Origin of the sequence: Nocardioides sp., assembly GCA_037045645.1 — a bacterium.
In the GTDB taxonomy this organism is placed as follows: domain Bacteria; phylum Actinomycetota; class Actinomycetes; order Propionibacteriales; family Nocardioidaceae; genus Nocardioides.
In genome coordinates this window covers 456917-472127 of sequence record JBAOIH010000004.1, presented here as the reverse complement: position 1 = coordinate 472127, position 15211 = coordinate 456917, and the positions used below count along the sequence as shown (strand labels likewise).

20 protein-coding genes, 1 other RNA gene and 1 pseudogene are annotated in these 15211 nt (G+C 65.8%); 2 read left to right on the top strand and 20 right to left on the bottom strand.

Features of this window, described 5'->3' with window-relative positions; all coding sequences use genetic code 11:
* Window positions 1-12: 12 nt before the first annotated feature.
* The 8 genes from V9G04_15625 to ftsE form a co-directional block, all read right to left on the bottom strand.
* Window positions 13-393 (bottom strand): hypothetical protein, encoded by a 381-nt coding sequence (locus V9G04_15625; protein ID MEI2714677.1) that lies wholly within the window; start codon window positions 391-393, stop codon window positions 13-15.
* Between the two features lie 89 nt (window positions 394-482).
* Window positions 483-852, bottom strand: a transfer-messenger RNA (tmRNA) gene (ssrA, locus tag V9G04_15620).
* A 61-nt stretch (window positions 853-913) separates the two neighbouring features.
* Entirely contained in the window at window positions 914-1441 is a 528-nt protein-coding gene (locus tag V9G04_15615) for a hypothetical protein (GenBank protein ID MEI2714676.1), read from the bottom strand.
* Complete coding sequence (locus V9G04_15610; protein ID MEI2714675.1) at window positions 1438-2361, bottom strand: amidohydrolase family protein; 924 nt, start codon at window positions 2359-2361, stop codon at window positions 1438-1440. The genes V9G04_15615 and V9G04_15610 overlap by 4 nt, the downstream gene beginning before the upstream one ends.
* Window positions 2354-2833, bottom strand: a complete 480-nt coding sequence (gene smpB, locus V9G04_15605; GenBank protein MEI2714674.1) for an SsrA-binding protein SmpB — start codon at window positions 2831-2833, stop codon at window positions 2354-2356. The genes V9G04_15610 and smpB overlap by 8 nt, the downstream gene beginning before the upstream one ends.
* A gap of 89 nt (window positions 2834-2922) precedes the next feature.
* Window positions 2923-4215: a peptidoglycan DD-metalloendopeptidase family protein gene (locus V9G04_15600; protein MEI2714673.1), complete on the bottom strand. Its 1293-nt coding sequence runs from the start codon at window positions 4213-4215 to the stop codon at window positions 2923-2925.
* 91 nt (window positions 4216-4306) lie between these two features.
* Window positions 4307-5212: a permease-like cell division protein FtsX gene (ftsX, locus tag V9G04_15595; protein ID MEI2714672.1), complete on the bottom strand. Its 906-nt coding sequence runs from the start codon at window positions 5210-5212 to the stop codon at window positions 4307-4309.
* Window positions 5209-5892 carry a cell division ATP-binding protein FtsE gene (ftsE, locus tag V9G04_15590; GenBank protein MEI2714671.1) on the bottom strand — a complete coding sequence of 228 codons (684 nt, stop codon included), beginning with the start codon at window positions 5890-5892 and terminating at the stop codon, window positions 5209-5211. The genes ftsX and ftsE overlap by 4 nt, the downstream gene beginning before the upstream one ends.
* 145 nt (window positions 5893-6037) lie before the next feature.
* Here ftsE and V9G04_15585 point away from each other — a divergent pair, with 145 nt between their 5' ends.
* Together V9G04_15585 and V9G04_15580 are read left to right on the top strand one after the other, a co-directional pair.
* A complete protein-coding gene (locus tag V9G04_15585) occupies window positions 6038-6565 on the top strand; it encodes a SigE family RNA polymerase sigma factor (protein MEI2714670.1) in 528 nt (175 codons plus the stop codon).
* Complete coding sequence (locus tag V9G04_15580; protein ID MEI2714669.1) at window positions 6558-7802, top strand: hypothetical protein; 1245 nt, start codon at window positions 6558-6560, stop codon at window positions 7800-7802. The genes V9G04_15585 and V9G04_15580 overlap by 8 nt, the downstream gene beginning before the upstream one ends.
* Here the strand turns inward: V9G04_15580 and prfB are convergent, their stop codons facing one another.
* The 12 genes and pseudogenes from prfB to V9G04_15520 all read right to left on the bottom strand — a co-directional run bounded on the left by prfB (window position 7803) and on the right by V9G04_15520 (window position 14636).
* Window positions 7803-8921: a peptide chain release factor 2 gene (prfB, locus tag V9G04_15575; protein MEI2714668.1), complete on the bottom strand. Its 1119-nt coding sequence runs from the start codon at window positions 8919-8921 to the stop codon at window positions 7803-7805.
* 54 nt (window positions 8922-8975) lie between these two features.
* On the bottom strand, window positions 8976-9785 hold the full coding sequence (locus V9G04_15570; protein ID MEI2714667.1) for a hypothetical protein: 810 nt from the start codon (window positions 9783-9785) through the stop codon (window positions 8976-8978).
* An 86-nt stretch (window positions 9786-9871) separates the two neighbouring features.
* Complete coding sequence (locus V9G04_15565) at window positions 9872-10315, bottom strand: pilus assembly protein TadG-related protein (protein MEI2714666.1); 444 nt, start codon at window positions 10313-10315, stop codon at window positions 9872-9874.
* Window positions 10312-10752 carry a hypothetical protein gene (locus V9G04_15560; GenBank protein ID MEI2714665.1) on the bottom strand — a complete coding sequence of 147 codons (441 nt, stop codon included), beginning with the start codon at window positions 10750-10752 and terminating at the stop codon, window positions 10312-10314. Before V9G04_15560 ends, V9G04_15565 begins: the two co-directional genes overlap by 4 nt.
* Entirely contained in the window at window positions 10749-11141 is a 393-nt protein-coding gene (locus V9G04_15555) for a TadE/TadG family type IV pilus assembly protein (protein MEI2714664.1), read from the bottom strand. The genes V9G04_15560 and V9G04_15555 overlap by 4 nt, the downstream gene beginning before the upstream one ends.
* A complete protein-coding gene (locus V9G04_15550; protein ID MEI2714663.1) occupies window positions 11138-11338 on the bottom strand; it encodes a hypothetical protein in 201 nt (66 codons plus the stop codon). Before V9G04_15550 ends, V9G04_15555 begins: the two co-directional genes overlap by 4 nt.
* A 14-nt stretch (window positions 11339-11352) precedes the next feature.
* Window positions 11353-12291 (bottom strand): type II secretion system F family protein, encoded by a 939-nt coding sequence (locus tag V9G04_15545; protein MEI2714662.1) that lies wholly within the window; start codon window positions 12289-12291, stop codon window positions 11353-11355.
* Window positions 12288-13142 carry a type II secretion system F family protein gene (locus V9G04_15540; GenBank protein ID MEI2714661.1) on the bottom strand — a complete coding sequence of 285 codons (855 nt, stop codon included), beginning with the start codon at window positions 13140-13142 and terminating at the stop codon, window positions 12288-12290. The genes V9G04_15545 and V9G04_15540 overlap by 4 nt, the downstream gene beginning before the upstream one ends.
* A complete protein-coding gene (locus V9G04_15535; GenBank protein MEI2714660.1) occupies window positions 13142-13384 on the bottom strand; it encodes a hypothetical protein in 243 nt (80 codons plus the stop codon). The genes V9G04_15540 and V9G04_15535 overlap by 1 nt, the downstream gene beginning before the upstream one ends.
* Window positions 13360-13647, bottom strand: coding sequence for an ATPase, T2SS/T4P/T4SS family (locus V9G04_15530; GenBank protein MEI2714659.1), 288 nt, complete (start codon window positions 13645-13647; stop codon window positions 13360-13362). Before V9G04_15530 ends, V9G04_15535 begins: the two co-directional genes overlap by 25 nt.
* Window positions 13648-13720: 73 nt before the next feature.
* Window positions 13721-13861, bottom strand: a pseudogene (locus tag V9G04_15525) (CpaF family protein).
* A 265-nt stretch (window positions 13862-14126) separates the two neighbouring features.
* Window positions 14127-14636: a hypothetical protein gene (locus tag V9G04_15520; GenBank protein MEI2714658.1), complete on the bottom strand. Its 510-nt coding sequence runs from the start codon at window positions 14634-14636 to the stop codon at window positions 14127-14129.
* Window positions 14637-15211: the final 575 nt, after the last annotated feature.

Genomic DNA, 15211 nt, shown 5'->3' with positions numbered 1-15211 from the left:
CCGTGGCGTTGGTCAGCGCTTGCGTACGGTGACCGTGCAGGCCTTCGGGCCGCCGATCTTCTTCACGCGCAACTTGAACGTGTCGCTGCCGCGGGTGTCGCGACGCAAGCGGTCGATCTCGATGTCGTCGTCGTCGCCACTCGTGCTGTGCACCTTGTTGTGGAACCGGTTGCCGTCGTGCCACATCTGCACGCGCCACTTGGCGCTGCGGGTGTCGTCGATGTCGACCTCGACCTCAAAGCGGCCGTCATCCTTCTCGACGTCGAAGTCGACCTCGGCGCCAGCGCACATGAACTCGCGGTCGGAGGCGAAACTGGGCGCCGCCGTGACGGCGACAACCGGGGTAGCAAGCAGGGCAGCGGCGCCGAGGCCGGCGACGGTCTTGCGGATCATGGTGCTCTCCTCATCTGGTGTGCAGTGACTTAAGAGTCATCGCAGCCGATGAGTCGAACATGAAGCGCGGATGAGAGGGCTCTCATCGTGGGTGGAGCTGGCGGGAATCGAACCCGCGTCCTCGAGCGTCGAACCAGGTCTTCTCCGGGTGCAGTCAGTGTTGTCGCATTTCTCGGCCCCGGCGCTCGCACAGACACGTCGCCGACAGGCTCAGTCAGGAAAAAGTCCCGATCACGTCTCCCAACAGTTCGCGATCAGCAAGTCTCCTAAATGAGGCCTGGGTCCGGGACGGAGACGGATGCCCGGTCAGACCCTTCGATCACTGCTCAGGCAGCGAGAGCGAAGTCAGTGCGCTTAGCGTTGGCACTTATGGTTTCCAGCGGTCGTTTACGAGATGTCGCTGGCTCCTCGACCCGCTTCTCCTGGAACTAACGTCCCAAGTCGAAACCGATCAGCCCCTCTTGAGTTGTGATGGCTCAACACTACGGGAGGGTGCCGACATTCCCCGAACCGATCTAGGTCACCAGCCCGACGTACGGGCCCCGTTCGCCTGCAACACCCACAGAAACTCGTCGGCGTACCCGCGTTCGCGAAAGTCCTTGAAGTCGTTCTCCATGACGCGGTTGATGTGTTCGCGACTCACGTTCATCCGCAGCGGTCCGCGCGGCGACTCGATGATCACGTCAGACCCGTCGATCGCCAGGAAGCCTCGCTTGCCGATCAGCAGGTTCGAACAAGGCAATGACCAGGACGCGCCTCCTTCGGGGGTGAACGTCATCGAGCTGTTCTCGACGTGGACGGTGCCGAATTGTGACGACACCGTCCCGCCCAACGCCCCGATCACTCCATCACCGAGGATCTCGGCGTTCCAGGTGCCTGCTGCTGGGGCGGTGGGGACGTACGACCCGGGGTAGACGCCCGGGGACCCGGCAACGCCCAGTCCGGGCTCTGGACGACGTCGCCCGGTGAAGAAGAGGATCAGCCCGACCAGGACGGCAATCGCCGCGAAGCCGAGCGCCGCCAGGACTGCCATGACGAGGAAACTCACGGTCTGGTCCTCCCCCGCTCACGTTGCTCCGACACACTCGCGTCCACCCCAAACAGCCTCGCGCCGTTCTCCCAGAGGACGGCGCGTTGCCATGCGGTGTCCAGACCCAGGCGAGTAATCGACTCGACCGCGTGCGCGTACGGATAAGGAATCGTCGGGCAGTCGGAGCCGAACAGGATCTTGTCCTTCAATGACGCCACGCGCGGGAGCAACCGCTGATCGAACGGCTCCCAGAAGTCGGTGAACACCATCGTCGTGTCGAGGCGTACGTTCTCGAATCGCTCGGCGAGATCGAAGAACGGCTGATACTCCGGCGTTCCCAGGTGCGCCACGATCACCGACAGGCCTGGCCAACGTTCGAGGATGCGTCGCAACGGGTCCGGACCGGTGTGCTCGTTGCCGACGGGCCCGGACCCGGCGTGGATGACGATCGGCGTACGACTGCTCGCCAGCTGCGCCCACACCGGATCGAGCAACGGGTCGTCGAGCCAGAACTCCCCCACCTGCACGTGCACCTTGAAGATCTCGACACCGTCGGCGAGGGCCTGCTCAACGTAGGAGGCTGCTTCGGCTTCGGGATAGAAGGTCGCGCTCCACAACGACTCGGGCACGTCGCGCTTGAACTGCGCAGCCCACTCGTTGAGAAAAGTCGCAATGCCCGGCTTGTGGGCGTACGGCAGGGTCGGGAAGTGGCGTACGCCGAACTCACGCAGCAGTGCGACCCTCTCGGCTGCCGACACGCGATAGTGGATCGGCCATTCGCGGCCGATCTTGTCGCCCGCGGAGTCGAAGACCGCCCATACCGCCCGCTCGATGCGGGGTTCGAGGAAGTGGGTGTGGACGTCGAAGATGCCCGGGATGCCGAGCGGCTCCCAGAGGGCACGTACGGCCGCCGCTTCGGTCGATCCAGTCTCAGTCAACGTGGCCCTTGAGCCGACGCTGGACGGCCTCGACCTTCTCGCGATCTGCTTGTCGCTCGGCCAGCGCGTGGCGCTTGTCGTACGCCTTCTTGCCCCGCGCCAGCGCAATCTCGACCTTGGCGCGGCCGTCCTTGAAGTACAGCGACAGCGGCACGATCGTGTAACCCTTGTCGGTGATCTTGCGCTCCAACTTGTCGATCTCGGAGCGGTTGAGCAGCAGTTTGCGGCGACGCCGGGCAGAGTGATTGGTCCAGGTGCCCTGGCTGTATTCGGGGATGTGTACGCCGTGCAGCCACACTTCGCTGTTGTCGATCTCGGCGAAGCCGTCCTGGAGCGAGCAGCGACCTTGACGCAGCGACTTCACCTCGGTGCCGGTGAGGACCAACCCTGCTTCCCAGGTGTCCTCGATGTGATAGTCGTGTCGCGCCTTCTTGTTCTGCGCGACGGGCTTCTGGCCCTTCTCCCGTGGCATCCGGCCATTCTCTCAGGGGGTCGCAAGCGGGATTTCGTGACCCCTCGGCGGGATTTCGTGACCCCTCGGCGGGATTTTGTGACTCCTCGTCAGAACCATTTCTGCGGGTCGACGGGCTTGCCGTTCGCCATCACCGTGAAGTGCAGGTGGCAGCCGGTGGACCAACCCGTGCTGCCGACGTACCCGATCACCTGGCCACGCTTGACCTTGTCGCCGGGACTGACGGTGTACGAGGTGGCGTGCGCGTAGATCGTCGCCAGTCCCACGCCTGCCGCGAAGCCGTTGTCGATGACCAGCCGATTGCCGTACACGGTGCTCCAGAACTTCGAGACCACCTCGCCGTCCGCGCTGGCCAGCAGCGGCTGGCCACAGTCGGCAGCCAGGTCCACGCCGTCGTGCAGCCCGTAGTAGCCGAAGATCGGGTGCGTGCGGTAGCCGTACGGCGAGGTGATGTAACCGGCCGTCGGCAGGTCGAGGAAGCCGCCGGTCTTGGTGCTCATCTGGGCTCGGTTGCGGCGCATCGCGCGCAGCGCCCGGATGCGAGCGATCCGGGCGAGACGAGCCAACTCGTCTTGGATCTGCTTGTCCTCACGCTCCAGGGCGGCGAGTTCGCGACGATCCTTGGCGCGTGCCTTGCGGGCCTGCTGCGAGGCGTCGGCGCGTTCGGCGACCAGGGTGACCACCGAGTTCTTGGCCGCCTCCTTGTCCGACTCGAGTTCTTCCATCACGATCAGGTGGGCCGCGGCCTGGTCCGCCTGCTGCGCCACCTCGGCCTTGGCCCGCTTCTCGACACGAGCCTTCCGGGCCAGGTCGACCTCGGCCACCCGCAGTGCGTCGTAGGTATTGGCTTCCTCGCCCACGACCACGTCCTGCATGCCCTGCTGCCGGATCAGGTCCTCGGGGGTGGCGGCCTGCATCAGGGACGCGAACGCGAGCAACTCCGGGTCACCGTGCTCATAGATCGAACTGATCATGTCGGCGACGTCGTCGCGCTTGCGATCGAGTTCGGCGCGTCCGGCGATGCGGGCAAGTTGGGCGTACTGCAAACGGGACTCGGCGCGCGCGAGTCGACGCTTCATCTTGAGGTCTTCCAGCCGGGCCTCACGCAACTCGGCTCGCGCTTCGACGAGGTCGTCGCGCGCCTGGACCAACTGCGTACGCGCGTTGTCGAGACGGGTCAGTGCCCGGTTGAGCCGTTTGGAGGACTCATGCAGGTCTTCGTCGGCCTTGCGGATCTGCTTCTTGACCGTCTTCTGTTTGTCCTTGAGCTTGCTGGAGCCGTCGTCGGCCATCGCGACCGGCACGGCCAGTCCGACAGCAAGAGTCGTGGACAGCAACGCCGCACTCAGGCGGCGGCCGTTAGCGCAGGGGAAGAAGCGCACGCGAGATCGCCTTCGGTGTTCGGGGAAGAGAACGGATCGAACCTAACCCCGGGGCCGACCGGCCCCGCGGATCTGCGTACGCGTGTCGGCGTTAGACCTTGAGGTACATGCGCGTCAGAAGCAGAGTCGGCAGCAAGGTGAGCACGGGCCCCAGGACCCCGATCACCAACAACGCATTGACGAACTCCGGCATCCCGATCCAGGGAATGAACTTCAGCCGGTCGCTCGCGCGTTCGGCGATCCCGAAATACATGAACGCGGCCAGTCCGCCGCCGGCGAGCACGACCGAGATCAGCGCGGTCACGAGGGCTTCGAGGAGGAACGGCAGCGCGATGTACAGCGACGAGGCACCCACCAGGCGCATGATCCCGATCTCTCGACGTCGTGCCATCGCCGCCAGTCGGATGGTGTTGCCGACCAGCAACAGCGCCGCCAGGATCAAGAACGCAGCAGTGCCGAGCGCGCCCTTTTGGAGCAGATCGATGGTGCCGTAGATGGGTTGCAGCACGTCGCGCATGTCCCGGATCGAGGAGACGCCGTCGAGTCCCTTGACCGCGGAGGTGACGCCTTCGTACTCCTGCGGTTTCTTCAGTTCGATCCAGATCGACTCGGGCATCGCCTCTGCCGTGGCGGCCGGATGCGGTCCCTCGAAGCGCTCGGGGCCGAAGAGTTCCTTGACCTTCGCGAAGGCCTCTTCCTTGGTCTCGGTGTGATACCCCGCGACCTCGGGGTTGTCCTCGATCACCTGGATGATCGCGGCCTTCTCGGCGTCGGTGACCTCACCGGAGCAGGCGTTGTTGCGGTCGTTGTCCTTGCATAGGTACACGGTGATCTGCAGTTGGCTGCCCCAGTGCTTGGCGGCCTTGTCTGCCTGTTGGTTGAGCAGCACACCGAGGCCGACGAGGGTCAGTGAGACGAAGAGGGTCAAGACCACGGCCACGTGCATCGACACGTTGCGGCGTAGGCCCTGACCGAGGTTGGACAGTACGTACCTCATCCGCCGTAGACCCCCTGCGCCTCGTCGCGCACGACGACGCCGTTGTCGAGTTCGACCACTCGCTTGCGCATCTGGTCGACGATGTGGTGATCGTGGGTGGCCATCAGCACCGTGGTGCCGGTCTTGTTGATGCGTTCGAGCAGGCTCATGATCTCGTTGGACGTGGTGGGGTCGAGGTTGCCGGTGGGTTCATCAGCGATCAAGATCATCGGCCGGTTGACGAACGCGCGGGCGATCGCCACCCGCTGCTGCTCGCCACCGGACAACTCGTCGGGCATCCGGTCCTCTTTGCCCGAGAGGCCGACCAGGTCGAGCGTGGTGGGGACCGTACGCCGGATGTGGCTGCGGGATTTGCCGATCACTTCGAGCGCGAAGCCGACGTTCTCGGCCACCGTCTTGTTCGGCAGCAGCCGGAAGTCTTGGAAGACGGTGCCGATCTGGCGGCGCAGTCGTGGCACCTTCCACCCGGCAAGCCGGTTGATCTCCTTGCCCGCGACGTACACCCGCCCCTCGGTCGCGCGGTATTCGCGCAGCACCAGACGCAGTGCGGTCGACTTGCCAGACCCCGAGGCACCGACCAGGAAGACGAACTCACCCTTCTCGATGTCGATCGACACCTTGTCCAGAGCCGGATGGCTCTGTCCGGGGTAGGTCTTGGAGACCTTTTCGAAGCGAATCACGTGGATCGACGTTAGACGAAAGGCGGTCACGAACCGGTATCCACGCAGCAGGTTCACCAACTTCTCAGGTGTGGTGCAACCGACACAGCGCGTGCGGCGTGTTCGTGGTGCAGGGTTGATCCAGTTCCGCCAGCAGGAGGGGCGCATGGGCACGAGCACCGCGGAGGCCGGGTTCTCCGAGTTCTACGCCGCCACGTGGAGTCGTACGCTCGCCTGCGCCTACGCGCTGACTGGCGAGTTGGGCAGCGCCGAAGAAGTCGCCCAAGAGGCGTACGCCCGGGCCTGGTCGCGGTGGGGCCGACTGGCGACGTACGACGAGCCCGCCGCGTGGGTGCGGCAGGTCACCACCAACCTCGCCGTGAGCAGATGGCGTCGACTCGACACCGCTCGTCGTCACCTCGCGACGGCCCGGCCACCCGACGACACGCGGGCTCCGTCGGAAGACACGGTGGCGTTGGTGGCCGCGCTGCGTACGTTGCCCGCGAACCAGCGGCGCGCGATCGTGCTGCACCACCTCGCCGACCTTCCGGTGGACCAAGTGGCCCGACTGGAGGGATGTCCCGCCGGCACCATCAAGGCCCGCCTCTCTCGCGGCCGGGCGGCCCTCGCCGCTTTGCTCTCCCCCGACTCCGACTCCCCCGCTTCTTCGAACGGAGCCACCAGCCATGCCTGATCTCTTCGACCTCGATCACTCCTTCGCGCAACTGGCCGATGAGGTGTCCCACGTCCCCGGCCCGGGGCCTGGCGACGCGATCCGGGCGAGTCGTCGGCGCCGGATCGCGGTGATCGGCGGAGTGGCTGCGGCGGTGACGCTGTTGGTGCTGGGAACGGCCTATCTGGTGTCGCCCGGCCGAGTCACTGGGCTCGACCCGGCACTGCCCGGGCACTCGGACGACGCGTTGACAGCGCGTGAGACACGCGCCGCAGAGCCTCCAACTCTGGACTCTGCCGCCCTGGACGAGGTGTTGGCATCCTGGTTGGGCGCAGGCTCGGGAGAGGACTTCACCAGCGAGGACGCCATCCCCTGTGTGCCCGTCGAGTGGGCTTCCGCCAGCACCGGAGGCGGCAACTCTGGGAGCTCGGTGGGCTGGACGTCCTCGCTGGCGAGCTTCGACAAGCCCGAGGTCTCACGTCTCACCGCCATGAGCGTCCTGTCGGCGTTGTCGGCGTGCACCCAGCCGGAGTTGACCGCGCCAACGAGTGAGGAACTGCCGAGTGCTGACGTGGAGGTCAGCACGTTCACGTATCAGGCTGAGGGCAAGCACGGGGCGGTGTGGCTCGCCGAGGCGCCGGGCGGTGTCGCGATCATGCATGCGTTCGGTGCTGATGCAGCGTTGCCGGGCAGTGTGGACGCAGGTGCAGCTGGAGTGCTCGTACGCGCCCTCACGGGTGATCGGATCAGTCAGCCCTCATCGAGCAGCAGCGCACTGCCCGAGCTTTTCGACCCCTCCGGAGTAAGGGGGGCGTTGGAGTCCTGGAAGCCGTCGGTGCTCGACGCCGACGGGCAACTCCTCGCCGTGCCGTGCCTGGACCCCAACTGGGCCAGCGCAGCCACGACCGACGCGGCGGGCCATGATTCACTCAGGTTCACCTGGGCGGTGGCGCAGTTCGAGAAGACGTCGCAGGTGATGACGAAGGTGGCCGGCATCGCGAAGTCGTTCGATCGGTGCAACTCGGTGAACATGACAACTGCCGTCGTGCCGGGCACCAACGGAGAGGTCGACGGGATTCCCGTTGATCTGACCGTGTTCGACACCGACACCGGCGGCACGAATGGTCACGGCGCGGTGTGGCGGGCGTACAAAGACAAGACGGTGCTCGTCATCTCGGTGACAGGTGTGAGCCGAGCACTCCCTGACGACACGGCCACGCAGGTGGCGCAGGCATTGGCGGCTGAGCTGAACCGCTGATCAGTTGTCGGCGGCGCGCTCAGCGCCACGCCGCCACCTGATGCCCGCCTCGATGAACGGGTCCAACTCGCCATCGAACACGGCGGCCGGGTTGCCCGACTCGTGGCCGGTGCGCAGGTCCTTGACGATCTGGTAGGGGTTCAGCACGTAGTTGCGCATTTGGTCGCCCCAACTCGCCGCAACGTCACCCTTGAGGTCGCGCAGGTGCGCCTCCTCCTCGGCCTTCTTCAAGGCGAGCAACTTGGCCTTGAGCACGATCATCGCGGCGGCCTTGTTCTGCAACTGCGACTTCTCGTTCTGACACGACACGACGGTGCCGGTGGGGAGGTGCGTGAGGCGGACGGCCGAGTCGGTGGTGTTGACCGACTGGCCGCCTGGGCCCGACGAGCGATAGACGTCGACCTTGATGTCGTTCTCGTCGACCTCGATCTCGTCGGTCTGTTCCAACACGGGCACCACCTCGACGGCGGCGAACGAAGTCTGACGGCGGCCCTGGTTGTCGAAGGGGCTGATCCGCACGAGTCGGTGGGTGCCAGCCTCGACCGACAGCGTGCCGTACGCGTAGGGCGCGTGCACCGCGAAGGTCGCGGACTTCAGCCCGGCCTCTTCGGCGTACGAGGTGTCGTAGACCTCGACGCCGTATTTGTGCTGCTCGGCCCACCGGACGTACATCCGCATCAGCATCTCGGCGAAGTCGGCCGCGTCCACGCCGCCCGCGCCGGAGCGGATGGTGACGAGCGCCTCGCGGGCGTCGTACTCCCCGGACAAGAGCGTGCGGATCTCCAGGCTCTCGACGGCCTTCTTCACCCGGTCAAGTTCGCGCTCGGCATCAGCCAGGGTGTCGGCGTCGTCTTCTTCGCGGCCGAGTTCGACCATCACCTCGAGGTCTTCGACGCGCGTATTGAGGTCGGTAAAGCGCTCGAGTTCGCCCTGGAGGAGCGACAGGCGGCCGGTGACGCGGGTGGCGTTCTCCTGGTCATCCCACAGATCGGGCGCGGCAACCTGTTCGCCGAGGTCGGCGATCTCGGCTTCCATGGCAGGCAGATCCAGCACCTGGCCGATGGTCTTCATCGTTGCCTGGAGTTGCTTGATCTCGGAGTCGAAGTCGATGCCTGCCACGATCAGCAAGCCTACGGCCCGGCGTGGGACCGGGTCGAAACCGCAGCCCTCAGGTCAGTCGCAGAGGCCGAGGATGTTGTTCATCGCAGCGCCGGCTGGGGTGCCGGAGACCTGGGCGAAGTCGAGACGGAAGGTGAAGACGTCCTTGACGTTGAAGGTCTTCACCTCGGTCTCTCCCAGTCCGAAGGCGCGGGTGTAGACCTGCGTACCGTCTGTGCTGGCAGTGACCGACCCGGTGCTGCCGGCCTGGGAAACCGAGTCGGCCAGGCCGAAGGTGCCGCTCAACTCAAGGCACTTGCGCGCTAGGGGCATCTCACCGAAGCCGGGCTGGCCGGCGGTGGTGACGCGTACGCCGCTGCCTTCTTCGCCGTTGATCTTGAACCAGTCGAGCTCAGCGTTCTCGTGCGCGCCGAAGTCGTAGATGCCTTGCCAGTAATAGACGTCCACATGGACTTCTGGGCTCACACCTGCGGCGCGACGGGAGTCACCGGGCTTGAGCACCCGGTATTCACGATCGTTGCGGGAGTCGGCGATGTCCTTGAAGACGAACTTGCCGTCCTTGTTGAGCCGCGTGTAGCCCTTCTTGGTCTTCCACTTGGTGTAGGGGTACTTCACCTGAAGCCGCACGATCTGGCCCTTGCGGCCCTTCTTCACCTTGCCGCGCAACTTGATCTCGGTCTCCTTGCGCACCGCCTGGGTGGTGTTGACCTTGAGCGTGACCTGGTACTTCGGCAGCGCCGCCCGCTGGCTTTGACTCGACTGCACGGGAGCCGCTTGGGCGGTCGGCATCGAAGCGGCGGCCGGCAGGACAAGCGCGAACGCGGCGACCAGCCCGGCGGCACCTCGGATGGGAAGGGACGTCATGGCGACTCTCCTGACTCGTATGGGCACCATCAACGCTAGTGGTGCGGTGCGAGATGTGATGCGCGATCGACGCGACTGGTTCTCGTTCACTCGTGCAACGTGACTGCGGAGGCACCAGTGGCGCCGATGGTGACGGTGAGTGGGACGCCCGGGAAGGTCAGCGGCAGGCGCAGCGGGGCTTGGACGCTCACGCGTACGGCGTCGTCGGCGACCGTGACCTGATGGCTGAGCCCCGGGAAGTCTCCGGGTGCTCCGGTGCGCGCCAGATAGTCACGCGCTGCCGCAGCGGCCCTCTCTTGGACGATCAGGAGCCGCTCCTGCTCCCCAAGCCCACCTGTGTAGACCTCTCGGCCCTCGGCTGCCGCGTCGGCGGCGTAGAGCGCCGCACCCTCGGCGACATTGTCGAGACGCTGGCGGTGCAGGAACGCGGCGCTGGAGTCCACCGCGACCGCAACCGCCATCATCAGCACCACCGCGAGGCCCACGATCATCAGAGAACTCTGCCCGCGCTCGTCGCGCTCTCGCGTCATGGTGCGAACTCCCGATAGCGCCCGACCGGAACGGAGTGCTCCGACCGTACGTTGATCTGCGATGCCCCTTGCGTCATGAAGGTCGGCAGCAGCGGAAGCCGCACGCTCGACGCGATTGCGGCGGTGACCACGGATTCGGGCGCGAAGCAGTCCGCCGCGCCGCCACACCCGATCGAGATGGCGCCCTCCGGCAGCGCGCCGGCACCGTGGTCGGTCATCACCTGCTGCGCCGCCGCATGCGCGCGAGCGCGGCCGGTCGCGTCGTCGTCGGCCAGCGTGTACGCCCGCGCGGCAGCACGCGCCGCCCCCGCCACCGCGAAAGCTTCACGTTGGACCTGGAAGACGCAGACGATCACATAAGTCAGTGGGATCAGCAGCAGGATGCCGAGCCAGGTGAGTTCGACCAGGGCGGAGCCGTCCTCTGTGCGCGCTCTCATGGGATGTCCTCGTCGACGGCAGTGCCGCGTACGGTCAGCGGCACGCCTGGGCCGCCGATTCCGAGCGCGGGCACGACGGCACGGATCACGATGCGTACGGCCGGTGCCCCGCCGATCGTGGTGGCTTCGGCACGGATGTTGTCGGCGTACGACTCGTTCAACGCTCCTACGATCTGGCCGTGAGCCTTCGCGACTCCGTCGGCTGGCTCACGGTCGAGGGTGGCCCCATGGCGCGCTCCTTCGGACGCGGCTGAGGCCAGCACGTTGCGTACGTGCAGGGTCAACGCCAGCTGAAGGATCCCGAGGAAGACCGGGATCAACACCACGAGGACGAGGACGAAGTCGACGATGGCTGACCCGGCCTCGTCACGGCCAGGTCGACGACTCAACGACCGCTGACCTTCCCCAGTGCATCTTTGAGCATGTTTTCCAGTTGTGGCCCGGCAAACTGCCAGATGGCGACAACCAGACCGGCGGTCATCACGGTCACCATCACCCAACCCGGGATGTCGCCGCGTTCGTCACGGCGCCGCGTACCGCTCAACGAGACCTGCAACCAGGCCGCCAGGAACATGAATCTGTGCATCGGTGAACCCTTCTCTAGAAGCCGACATTCAGCGCGAGTGCGCCGGGGAAGAACGCGAACAAGACCGTGACCGGGAGCACGAGCACCACCACCGGCACCATCATCAGAACCTCTTTGCGAGCAGCTGTTTCGATCAGGTCGCGGCGCCCTGCCTCGCGTACGTCCCCCGCCTGGGCGTGCAGGACATCGGCCAGAGGGGTGCCGCGTTCCATCGCGACGGCGACGCCTTGAGCGAATCGCGCGACAACCGGCAATCCGGTGTTGCGGGCGAGCTCCTCGAAGGCGGCGCCGACCGGCTCACCGGTGCGGATCTGCCCCAAGACCTGGGCAAGGTCCTTGGAGAGTTCGCCGCCTGAGCGCTCGACGACGCGGCCCAGTGCCGCGACCGGACTCTCACCCGCGGCGACGGCCAACGCCAACAACTCGGCGATGACGGGGAACTCATGCACGATCTCGCGTTCGCGCCTAGTCGCCTGCGAGGTGAGGTAGGAGTCGCGGGCCATGACACCGACCATGAAGCCCACTCCGCAGAGCAACAGGCCGGCCACCAGGCTGCCTGGATTGGTCAGCGTACGCAGCAAACTCCACGCCGCCGCGACGGCGAACCCCAGGACACCCCAGATGACCTGCTCGATGCGGAACTCGTGCACGGTCTTGGCGATGCCGGCACGCTGCAAGCGCCGCCCCACTGAGAGCGAACCGCCCAGAGTGCGCTCGACCAGTCGGGCACCTGATCCGAGCACCGGGCCGAACACTCCGCGCGCCGCGGTCACCGGTGAAGGCGAGACCACGCGAAGTGCGGGCGTGCGGCCAACCTCAGGCAGATCACGTACGTAGGGCAGCACCCGAGTCGCCAGTTGGGGCTTGCCGATGAGGCGAAGTCGCCGAAGGAACACCAGCAGCCCCGTGCCGAAGCCGAGTCCGAGGAAGGCACCCCAGATCGTCACGCTCACGACAGAATCCGCCGCTCGTTGGGGAGTCGACCGATGCGCATCATCAACCGGTAGGCGACCAGACATAGGACCGCGCCGGTGACGAGGACAGCAGCGCCTCCAGGCGAGGCGTACCTCTGGATGACCTCCGGCTGGAAGCACATGAAGAACAGGACCAACCAGGGACCCGCGACGGCGAGCCTGGCACCGTTGATCGTCCAAGACTGTCGTGATTCCATCTCCGAGCGCGTGCGCGCCTCGTCACGCAGATAGCCGCTGAGGTTGCGCAGCAAGCGGCCGAGTTCGCCACCCCCGACCTCCCGCGCTATCCGCAGCCCCTCCACGACCCGATCCCCGACCGGGTCGGCGAGTCGTTCCTTGAGCCGATCGAGACTGTCACTGAACCGGCCGGTCACCTGATAGTCGAGTCCGAACGCGGTGAACGCCTCACGCAACGGCTCGGGACCGCGGGTGCCGAGGGCGGTCAGGGCCTCGGGCAGGCTGAGCCCTGCGCGTACGGCTGACGCGAGATTGTCGACAGCTTCGGGCCACACTTCGGCGAACTCGCGTTGTCGTCGGCGGGCGCGGCCTTGGATGATCGTGACCGGCAATGCTGCGGCGATCACGCCGAAGGCCACGGCCACCGGCGGAGTCTTGCTGACCGCCTGGATGATGAACGCCACGCCGAGTCCCAAGATGGCGCACAGGGCGAGGAAGGCAGCCGGTGTGACGTGGCCGAGCCCGGCGCGCGCCAGGAGTTGCTCCACCCGTCCGGATCGCGAGGCGGGTGCGCGGGTGCCGCGCGGAAGGCAGAAGGCCGCATAGATCAGCAGCAGTCCCACGCCGAGCCCGAGTCCGACCAGTGCGCCCATCAGACGTCCCCGTTGAGCATGCGGCGTACGTCGATCCCGATCCGCTCATAGCGCTCAGGGCGAGGTGGGATGCCGCTGACGCGACGCAGGTCGGTGTCGTGGCGTTCGAAAATCGGCTCGACCTCGATGATGTCGTTCTCGACACGCCCCGTCACAGCGGCGATCTCGTTGACCCGGCGTACGCCTTGGGTGTCCAGGCCCAGGTGCACCACGAGGTCTACCGAAGAGGCGACGGTCGGCACGACGAATCTCGAACCGTGTTCTCGCCTGCGAGCAGCGGAAGTGTGCACATCTTGACCAGCGCCTCGCGCGCGGAGTTGGCGTGCAGCGTGCACATGCCCGGCAGGCCGCTGTTGAGCGCGAGGAGCAGGTCGAGACACTCCTCGGCACGGACCTCGCCGACAATCAGCCGTGAGGGCCGCATCCGCAGGCTCTCCTTGACCAGATTGCGCAGCTTGACCTCGCCGGTGCCTTCCAGCCCCGACTGACGACATTGCAACGGCACCCAGTCGGGATGGTTGAAGCGAAGCTTCCCAGACCTCTTCACAACTGACGACCCGCTCGCCGCCGGGGATGGCCGCCGACAAACAGTTCAACATCGTCGTCTTCCCCGCCTGCGTGCCGCCCGCGATCAGGACGTTCAGGCCCGCGCGTACGGATGCTTCCAAGAAGTCCGCAGCATGCTGGGTGAGGCTGCCGAGTTCGACCAGATCGCGCATCGTGGCGGCGCGCAGCACGAACTTGCGGATGTTGACCGCAATGTAGAAAACCACTGCATGCTGACCTGGCCAAACGTGGTTCCGCTAGTGCGGCAATCGTGAGGGCCGCGCCGGCCGCACTGGGGGCGGCTCACGCCAGCGATTGGCGTCAGGACCCAAGTCATCCTGTCACCAGATAGTGCAGCAGTCCCAGTGGAGGTTGACCCGCTCATGGTCTGCGGGAATGGGCCTTCTCATGGTCTAAAGACCTGCGTTGAGGAGTGCCTTAACGATTGCGACGCCGACCTGCACCCTGTCCTCGGCGTCGAGGTTGTCCGGCCCGGTCCGCTTCACCGGGATGAAGTTGGCGGCGTCGATCACGAATTCGAGTGAGTACTGTTCGAGCCGTGTCAGCCTGAGCCGAGTCCTCCGGCAGGAGGACTTCGAAGCCGGCGTCGACCGTGCGAATGCCAGTGCCCGATTCGATGAACTTCATTGCTTTCTCGGTACCGGTGTAGTCCCAGCTGCGGAACTCCGGCATTGCCAGCCGCTCAGGCTGATTGACCTCGTTCCAGATTGCCAGCAGGTACGGGTCCTTGAAGGCCGACCGGTAGTCCCCGCCGTTCATCATGTCCACCTGGTACCGATAGCCGGCGCCAGCCGGGTCGTACTCACCTACGTAGATCCCTTGGGGAGCAGAAAGCATGCTCGGGTAGCGGACAAAGTAGTACTGCCAGTCGAAGTGCCTGGCCGTCTCGCGGTGCGCAAGCCATTCAGCCCGGATATCCTCCAGCACCTCTCCTGGGTCCCCGGCCCTACCGATGACATCGTTGAGAAGGGTCGTAACGGCTTCCCGCATTCGGGCCGTGCTTTCTCGAGATCCGAGGGTCAGAACGTCTCGCCAGGATCCGCCGCCCTGCCGCTGGCCAGACACGCCAAACTGCCGCTTCGTGGATGCCATTTCGCGGGAGTAGTCGCCTTGGGCGAGTAGCGCGGTTGGCAAGTGTTCAAGGGCCTCGTGTCCGCTGACCTTCCAAAAGGCGTCCGCATGGTCCTCGATGGTCAGGGGGTCGAGATCGAAGGCGAACAGCCGCCCTCGGAGGAGAGGATGATCCTCGAGCGAGTGGACTGCTGCCTCGATCGACGGGTGCTCCTCGAGACGAGAGCGCTTTGAGCTTCTCGTCCTCGAGCCAGGCTTGGCTGAACCGCTTCAGGCCGTCGAGCGAACCCGTTGTCATCAGCGTCGTGGTCGACTCGATAAGGTCCGGCATGAATGGACCTTGCACCTGGTTGGGTGCCGACTCGGCGAGGTTGCGCAGCGAGCGGAGCCGGTTCCCGAAGGACGCCTTCGGGTTCATCGGGACATAGATG